The organism is Pseudomonas sp. LSJ-87 (assembly GCF_032971465.1).
GTDB classification, from domain to species: domain Bacteria; phylum Pseudomonadota; class Gammaproteobacteria; order Pseudomonadales; family Pseudomonadaceae; genus Aquipseudomonas; species Aquipseudomonas putida_Z.
Window position 1 is genome coordinate 24,636 of the sequence record NZ_JAWJYQ010000066.1, and the last position, 7,810, is coordinate 32,445.

General features: G+C 60.2%; 8 protein-coding genes. All 8 read left to right on the forward strand.

The features are described 5' to 3' along the window. The first annotated feature begins 6 nt into the window (after positions 1–6). On the forward strand, positions 7–825 hold the full coding sequence (locus RYH74_RS25090) for a tetratricopeptide repeat protein (RefSeq protein ID WP_286100592.1): 819 nt from the start codon (positions 7–9) through the stop codon (positions 823–825). Next, on the forward strand, positions 825–1,157 hold the full coding sequence (locus tag RYH74_RS25095) for a YqcC family protein (protein WP_025340674.1): 333 nt from the start codon (positions 825–827) through the stop codon (positions 1,155–1,157). The genes RYH74_RS25090 and RYH74_RS25095 overlap by 1 nt, the downstream gene beginning before the upstream one ends. A gap of 408 nt (positions 1,158–1,565) precedes the next feature. Then, positions 1,566–3,290: an acetolactate synthase 3 large subunit gene (locus RYH74_RS25100; protein ID WP_015271834.1), complete on the forward strand. Its 1,725-nt coding sequence runs from the start codon at positions 1,566–1,568 to the stop codon at positions 3,288–3,290. Position 3,291: 1 nt separating this feature from the next. Next, entirely contained in the window at positions 3,292–3,783 is a 492-nt protein-coding gene (ilvN, locus tag RYH74_RS25105; protein ID WP_003250040.1) for an acetolactate synthase small subunit, read from the forward strand. Between the two features lie 55 nt (positions 3,784–3,838). After that, on the forward strand, positions 3,839–4,855 hold the full coding sequence (gene ilvC, locus RYH74_RS25110) for a ketol-acid reductoisomerase (RefSeq protein WP_013974255.1): 1,017 nt from the start codon (positions 3,839–3,841) through the stop codon (positions 4,853–4,855). Positions 4,856–5,005: 150 nt separating this feature from the next. Further along, positions 5,006–5,857, forward strand: coding sequence for a CDP-diacylglycerol--serine O-phosphatidyltransferase (pssA, locus tag RYH74_RS25115; protein ID WP_003250045.1), 852 nt, complete (start codon positions 5,006–5,008; stop codon positions 5,855–5,857). Between the two features lie 79 nt (positions 5,858–5,936). After that, a complete protein-coding gene (gene msrP, locus RYH74_RS25120) occupies positions 5,937–6,950 on the forward strand; it encodes a protein-methionine-sulfoxide reductase catalytic subunit MsrP (RefSeq protein WP_085617892.1) in 1,014 nt (337 codons plus the stop codon). Next, entirely contained in the window at positions 6,950–7,561 is a 612-nt protein-coding gene (gene msrQ, locus RYH74_RS25125; protein ID WP_075046405.1) for a protein-methionine-sulfoxide reductase heme-binding subunit MsrQ, read from the forward strand. Before msrP ends, msrQ begins: the two co-directional genes overlap by 1 nt. Positions 7,562–7,810 lie beyond the last annotated feature (249 nt).

The window sequence follows — 7,810 nt, forward strand, 5'->3', positions numbered from 1 at the left end:
GCATTGATGAGGTGTGACGTGAACAAGTGGCTGTTTCCTGCCGTGACGGCGCTGGCTGTGCTCCAGGGGTGCGCCAGCGTCCCGCGCGGCAATATTCCGGTGGTCGACTCGAGCACCCGCGTGTCCAACAGCGAACGCGTGACGGCCAACCGCTCTGCGGGTGGCTACAACGCGGGCACCGCGCAGGCGCAAACGCTGCCTGAAGACTCCGGCGTCACCGTGATGATCCCGCAGGGCGCTGGCGCTTCGGGCATCCAGACGTTCCCGGCGGCCAATGGCGCGGCGCCGATCAGCACCTCGCCGATTACCCCGGGGCCAATCACCCCGGGTCCGATTACCACAGGGCCGGTCACTTCGGCACCGATGACCACCAACCCCAACCCGATCGCCGACGAACCCTTCGACATCGCGGCGATGAACAGTGCCCCGCAAACCACCAGCGCGCCAACCGGTATCCCGCGTAGCAGTGCCGCTGCAGGTGGCCTGTCGGCCGACGAGCAGCTGGACGGCCCGGTGCTGGCGCTGCTGACCACCGCGAAGACCCAGCAGGGCAGTGGCGACTTCAACGGTGCCGCCTCGAGCCTGGAGCGTGCCCAGCGCATTGCACCGCGCGAGCCGCAGGTGCTGTACCGCCTGGCCCAGGTGCGCCTGTCGCAAGGTGATGCGCCGCAGGCCGAGCAACTGGCGCGTCGTGCCCTGACTTACGCCAATGGCCGCCCGAGCCTGCAGGCCGAGCTGTGGAACACCATCGCCCAGGCTCGCGAGAAGCAGGGTGATAGCGCCGGCGCCGCACTGGCCCGGCAGAAGGCACGGGTCAATTCGTGATGATCGAACAGCGCATTCTGGATATTGCCGACCACCTGCTGCTGATCGAGCGTGAGCTGCAGGTGCAAGGCTGGTGGGATGACGAGCCGCCAAGCGACGAGGCACTGGCCAGTACGGTGCCTTTCGCTGTCGATACCCTCAGTTTCGAGCAGTGGCTGCAATGGATCTTCCTGCCGCGCATGAAGATCATCATCGAGCTGGGCCACCCGTTGCCCAACGCCTCCGGCATCCTGGTCATGGCCGAAACCGTGTTTACCGACCGGCCAGAGCAAAGTCGTGAGCTACGCCGCCTGTTGGCAGCATTTGACCAATTGATTGCTCCTTCCGCCTGATTTCTTCAGTTTTTCCTTCAAGGGCCGCAGATTGTGGCCCTTTTTTGTGGAAATCTTATTTATTCTGCTGCTGAAGCGATTTTTAGTGGTGGCAGGAATTCATCTTGGGGAAAAATTGGCAATAATTTTTCTTGACTTGTTGGCGCCGAATCAGAAGAATCCAATCTCCGCTGTAGAGGGACTGCCAGAAGCAGACCCGCTAAGCAGATCATGAGGCGCACACCCGCGCCGACCTGTTACACCCCGCAACGCGTTACCTCGCGCTGGGTGGGAAAACCCCGCAACACTCTGGGGCGCTCCCAATACTTGCTCAGTCAGTGCTGACGTTCGCTCATGCTCTGCTTGGCAGTAAACCTATTAAGACCCGTCCAGTGAGGACGGTATTCTGGCGTTTTAGAGGTGAACAACGTGGAGCTTTTATCTGGCGCTGAGATGGTCGTCCGCTTCTTGCGTGACGAAGGCGTTAAGCACATCTACGGGTACCCTGGTGGTGCTCTCCTGCATGTTTACGACGCGCTGTTCAAGGAACCGGAAGTCGAGCACATCCTGGTTCGTCATGAGCAGGCAGCTACCCATATGGCGGACGGCTACGCCCGCGCCACCGGCAAGGCCGGCGTGGTGCTGGTAACCTCCGGCCCGGGCGCGACCAATGCCATTACCGGTATTGCCACCGCCTACATGGACTCGATTCCGATGGTCATCCTGTCCGGCCAGGTGCCTAGCACCATGGTGGGTACCGATGCGTTCCAGGAAACCGACATGATCGGTATTTCGCGGCCGATCGTGAAGCACAGCTTCATGATCAAACATGCCAGCGAAATCCCCGAAGTTCTGAAAAAAGCATTCTACCTGGCGCAATCCGGTCGCCCAGGTCCGGTCGTGGTCGACATTCCAAAAGATATGACCAACCCGGCCGAGAAGTTCGAATACGTCTACCCGAAAAAGGTCAAGCTGCGCTCCTACAGCCCTGCGGTACGCGGCCACTCCGGCCAGATCCGCAAGGCTGCCGAGATGCTGCTGGCGGCCAAGCGCCCGATCGTCTACTCCGGTGGCGGCGTGATCCTCGGTGGTGGCTCCGAAGCCCTGACCGAAATCGCCAAATCGCTGAACCTGCCGGTCACCAATACCCTGATGGGTCTGGGTGGCTTCCCGGGTACTGACCGCCAGTTCCTCGGCATGCTCGGCATGCACGGCAGCTTTACTGCCAACATGGCCATGCACCATGCCGACGTCATCTTCGCCGTCGGTGCCCGTTTTGACGACCGCGTGGTCAACGGCCCGGCCAAGTTCTGCCCGAACGCCAAGATCATCCATATCGACATCGACCCGGCGTCGATCTCCAAGATGATCAAGGCCGACGTGCCGATCGTCGGCCCGGTCGACAGCGTACTCAGCGAAATGCTCGGCATCCTCAAGGAAATCGGCGAGCAGCCTGACAAGGCGGCGCTGGATGCCTGGTGGAAGCAGATCGACGAATGGCGTGGCAATGGCGAACTGTTCCCTTACGACAAGGGTGACGGCAATGTCATCAAGCCGCAAAAAGTCATCGAGACCCTGTGCGAAGTGACCAATGGCGATGCCTTCGTTACCTCCGACGTGGGCCAGCACCAGATGTTCGCGGCGCAGTACTACCGCTTCAACAAGCCGAACCGCTGGATCAACTCCGGTGGCCTGGGCACCATGGGCTTCGGCTTCCCGGCGGCGATGGGCGTCAAGCTCAACTTCCCGGACCAGGACGTGGCCTGCGTGACCGGCGAAGGCAGCATCCAGATGAACATCCAGGAGCTGTCCACCTGCATGCAGTACGGCCTGCCGGTGAAGATCGTCAACCTGAACAACGGTGTGTTGGGCATGGTCCGCCAGTGGCAGGACATGGCCTACAACGGTCGTCACTCGCACTCGTACGTCGAGTCGCTGCCTGACTTCATCAAGCTGGCCGAGGCCTATGGCCATGTGGGTATCCGCATCACCAGCCTGAAGGACCTCAAGCCGAAGCTGGAAGAAGCGTTTGCGATGAAGGACCGCCTGGTGTTCATCGACATCGCGGTTGACCGCAGTGAGCACGTCTATCCGATGCAGATCAAGGATGGCTCGATGCGTGACATGTGGCTGAGCAAGACGGAGCGTACCTGATATGCGGCACATCATCTCCCTGCTGCTGGAAAACGAACCAGGTGCGCTGTCCCGCGTGGTCGGCCTGTTCTCCCAGCGTAACTACAACATTGAAAGCCTGACCGTGGCGCCGACCGAAGACCCGACCCTGTCGCGTCTGACACTGACCACCGTTGGCCATGACGAAGTGATCGAACAGATCACCAAGAACCTGAACAAGCTGGTCGAAGTGGTCAAGCTCGTCGACCTGTCGGAAAGCGCTCACATCGAGCGTGAACTGATGCTGGTCAAGGTCAAGGCCACCGGTGCCCAGCGCGCCGAGATCAAGCGCACCACGGATATCTTCCGTGGCCAGATCGTCGATGTGACTGCCAGCGTGTACACCGTGCAGCTGAGCGGCACCAGCGACAAACTGGACAGCTTCATCCAGGCGATCGGCACTGCATCGATTCTCGAAACCGTGCGCAGCGGCGTTACCGGCATTGCCCGTGGCGACAAAGTGCTCAGCATCTAAATTCAAAAATTAGCGATGGCTCCGCAGGGGCCGAGATATAACCAGGGGTATTTTCATGAAAGTTTTCTACGATAAAGACTGCGACCTTTCCATCATCCAGGGTAAGAAAGTCGCCATCATCGGTTACGGTTCGCAGGGCCACGCTCAGGCGTGCAACCTGAAGGACTCCGGTGTAGATGTCACCATCGGTCTGCGTAAAGGTTCGGCCACCGTTGCCAAGGCAGAAGCCCATGGCCTGAAAGTGACCGACGTTGCCTCTGCCGTCGCTGCTGCCGACCTGGTCATGATCCTGACCCCGGACGAGTTCCAGGGCCAACTGTACAAGCAGGAAATCGAGCCGAACATCAAGAAGGGCGCTACCCTGGCCTTCTCCCACGGCTTCTCGATCCACTACAACCAGGTTGTTCCACGTGCTGACCTCGACGTGATCATGATCGCGCCGAAGGCCCCGGGCCACACCGTTCGCTCCGAGTTCGTCAAGGGCGGCGGTATCCCTGACCTGATCGCCATCTACCAGGACGCCTCCGGCAACGCCAAGAATGTTGCCCTGTCGTACGCTTCGGGCGTAGGCGGCGGCCGTACCGGCATCATCGAAACCACCTTCAAGGACGAGACCGAAACCGACCTGTTCGGTGAGCAGGCTGTTCTGTGCGGCGGTACCGTAGAGCTGGTCAAGGCCGGTTTCGAAACCCTGGTCGAAGCTGGCTACGCGCCGGAAATGGCCTACTTCGAGTGCCTGCACGAACTGAAGCTGATCGTTGACCTCATGTACGAAGGCGGCATCGCCAACATGAACTACTCGATCTCCAACAACGCCGAGTACGGTGAGTACGTAACCGGTCCGGAAGTCATCAACGAAGAATCCCGCAAGGCCATGCGCAACGCCCTGAAGCGCATCCAGGACGGCGAGTACGCGAAGATGTTCATCTCCGAAGGTGCTACCAACTACCCATCGATGACCGCCAAGCGCCGCAACAACGCCGCTCACGGCATCGAAATCATCGGCGAGCAACTGCGCTCGATGATGCCGTGGATCTCGGCTAACAAAATCGTCGACAAGACCAAGAACTAAGTCTTATCGAAAGATGAAAAACGCGGCTTCGGCCGCGTTTTTTCGTTCTGACAGTCAGCTTCTGGTATAAAGCAGACCAGTGGCCTGCCGTCAGAACCTGTTTTGCAGGCCCGTGTCGAACATTTTCCATCCTGTTGCAAGGTACCCTCCATGAGCGAACGTCCCGAAGAGCCGAACAAGCCCTCCGACGCCGAAAGCCTGCTACCTGTCGATGAGCACGTTGAAGAAGGGCATGACGCCGAAGGGCGCAAGGTGCGCCATCGCGGCATCTACCTGCTGCCCAACCTGTTTACCACCGCCAACCTGTTTGCCGGTTTCTATTCCATCATCAGCTCGATGAGCGCGCAGAGCGCCCTGAGCGCCGGAGACCCGCGCGAGGCGAGCAAGTACTTTGCCTTCGCTGCCATCGCCATCTTCGTGGCCATGGTGCTCGACGGCCTCGATGGCCGTGTCGCGCGCATGACCAACACCCAGAGCGCCTTTGGTGCCGAGTACGACTCGCTGTCGGACATGGTCGCCTTCGGTGTGGCTCCGGCCTTGCTGGCCTTTGGCTGGGCGCTGGGCGACATGGGCAAGGTCGGCTGGATGGTCGCCTTCATCTATGTGGCCGGTGCAGCACTGCGCCTGGCACGCTTCAATACCCAGGTCGGCACCGCCGACAAGCGCTACTTCATCGGCCTGGCCAGCCCGGCTGCCGCGGGCGTGGTCGCGGGTACCGTGTGGGCGTTCAGCGACTACGGCATCCAGGGCTCCAAGCTGTCGTTCCTGGTGGCGCTGCTGGTGGCTGCTGCCGGCATGCTGATGGTCAGCAACATCAAGTACAACAGCTTCAAGGAGCTGGACCTCAAGGGCCGTGTACCGTTCGTGGCTATCCTGGCCGTGGTGCTGGTGTTTGCCGTGGTGTTCAGCGACCCGCCCCGTATCCTGCTGCTGATCTTCCTCGCCTATGCGGCTTCGGGGCCGATCCAGTTCCTGCTCAAGGCACGCCGTCGTAAAGCGTGACAATCATTTAATGCAGGAATAACCCGCCGGCTCCATAGTCTTACTGGTACATCCGTTATCCAGTGCTGTGGAGCCGCTCATGCTCATCAAGCTTCCCAGGTCTTCCGAGTGCAAGGCGTCGGAGATCACCCCCGAAGGCATCTACCTCTCCCGTCGTACCCTGCTGGGTGGCTCGTTGGCCGGCCTGGCCTTGGGTGCCTTGCCGAGCATGGCGCGCGCAACTGAAGCCAGCCGTTACGCCGATGTCGAGGCGGGCAGGGCGCCTGGCTGGTTCAGTGAAAAGCTCGCGGCCACTCGATGGCAGGCAGTAACGGTAAAGGGTGAGGCAATCACGCCGTTCAAGGATGCCACCCACTACAACAACTTCTACGAGTTCGGGCCCGACAAGGGTGACCCGGCGGCCAATGGCGACAGCCTGAAAACCGAACCGTGGAGCGTTGTGGTCGATGGCGAAGTGGGCAAGCCCGGGCGCTATGCACTGGAAGACTTCGTCAAGCCGTACCAGCTTGAGGAGCGCATCTACCGGCTGCGTTGCGTCGAGGCGTGGTCGATGGTCATTCCGTGGCTGGGCTTCCCGTTGGCGCAGTTGCTCAAGCAGGTCGAGCCGACGTCCAAGGCGCGCTATGTGCGTTTCGAAACCCTGAAAGACCCGGAGCACATGCCGGGGCAGCGTTCGGGGTTCGCCTTGATCGACTGGCCTTATAGAGAAGGCTTGCGTCTGGATGAGGCGATGCATCCTTTGGCGATCCTGGCGGTCGGCATGTACGGCCGGGAGCTGCCCAACCAGAATGGCGCGCCGTTGCGGCTGGTGGTGCCGTGGAAGTATGGCTTCAAGAGCATCAAGTCGATCGTGCGTATCAGCCTGGTGGCCGAGCAACCGGGCACCACCTGGGAAGGGCTGGCGCCGGATGAATATGGGTTCTATGCCAATGTGAACCCGACGGTCGACCACCCTCGTTGGAGCCAGGCGCGTGAACGGCGGCTGCCCAGCGGTCTGTTCAGTCCCAATGTGCGGGAAACCCAGATGTTCAATGGCTATGCCGATGAAGTGGCGTCGCTGTATACCGGGCTCGATCTGCGGAAGAACTATTGATGCGTTACCCTTGGTTTCGTCTGGCCATCTTCATCGTGGGGTGCCTGTTCCCGGTCTGGTGGTTGTATGAGGCGGCGATGAATCTGCTAGGGCCTGACCCTGGCAAGATCATGATGGACCGGCTTGGGCTCGGGGCGCTGACCTTCCTGCTGGTTACCTTGGGCATGACGCCGCTGCAGAAGCTGACGGGATGGTCGGGCTGGATCGTGGTGCGCCGGCAACTGGGGTTGTGGGTGTTTGCCTATATCGTGCTGCACATCCTGGCTTACCTGTTCTTTATCCTTGGGCTGGACTGGGGGCAGCTGACGGTTGAGTTGCGCAAGCGGCCTTACATTATTGTGGGTGCGCTTGGGTTTCTTGGGTTGCTGGCCCTGGCGGTTACCTCGAATCGGTATAGCCAGCGGCGGTTGGGTGCGCGTTGGAAGAAGCTGCACCGGTTGGTGTACGTGATACTTGGGTTGGGGTTGCTGCATTTCTTGTGGATCGTGCGCTCGGATCTGCGGGAGTGGGCGATCTATGCGTTTATTGGGGCTGTGTTGATGGTGTTGCGGGTTCCCGCGGTTTCGCGGGTGCTGCCCAGGGTTGGTCGGAGGCAGGGGAGGGTGGTTTGAGAGTGGGGGCTGCTGGGTGCCTGTCTTGAGATTGGGTTGTTCTTGATAGGCGGCTGCCTTGGGCTCTCTGGCGCCTGTGAGATCGAGCGCTGAAGGTGTTGTGGCGAGCACCTGGTGGCCTCGATGAGGTCTTCGCCTGGAATATTTCAAATAAATGAAATTAACCCTTGACCCCCTTCTGAATCCCCTTATAATGCGCCCCACTTCCAGCGACATCGGAACGACAAACTTTTTGAAATTCAATAAGTT

Excerpts from the sequence above, each read along its gene's own strand:
- pssA (WP_003250045.1), top strand. The coding sequence starts at position 5,006 with ATGAGCGAACGTCCCGAAGAGCCGAACAAGCCCTCCGACGCCGAAAGC.
- ilvC (WP_013974255.1), top strand. The coding sequence starts at position 3,839 with ATGAAAGTTTTCTACGATAAAGACTGCGACCTTTCCATCATCCAGGGT.
- msrP (WP_085617892.1), top strand. The coding sequence starts at position 5,937 with ATGCTCATCAAGCTTCCCAGGTCTTCCGAGTGCAAGGCGTCGGAGATC.
- msrQ (WP_075046405.1), top strand. The coding sequence starts at position 6,950 with ATGCGTTACCCTTGGTTTCGTCTGGCCATCTTCATCGTGGGGTGCCTG.
- RYH74_RS25090 (WP_286100592.1), top strand. The coding sequence starts at position 7 with ATGAGGTGTGACGTGAACAAGTGGCTGTTTCCTGCCGTGACGGCGCTG.
- ilvN (WP_003250040.1), top strand. The coding sequence starts at position 3,292 with ATGCGGCACATCATCTCCCTGCTGCTGGAAAACGAACCAGGTGCGCTG.
- RYH74_RS25095 (WP_025340674.1), top strand. The coding sequence starts at position 825 with ATGATCGAACAGCGCATTCTGGATATTGCCGACCACCTGCTGCTGATC.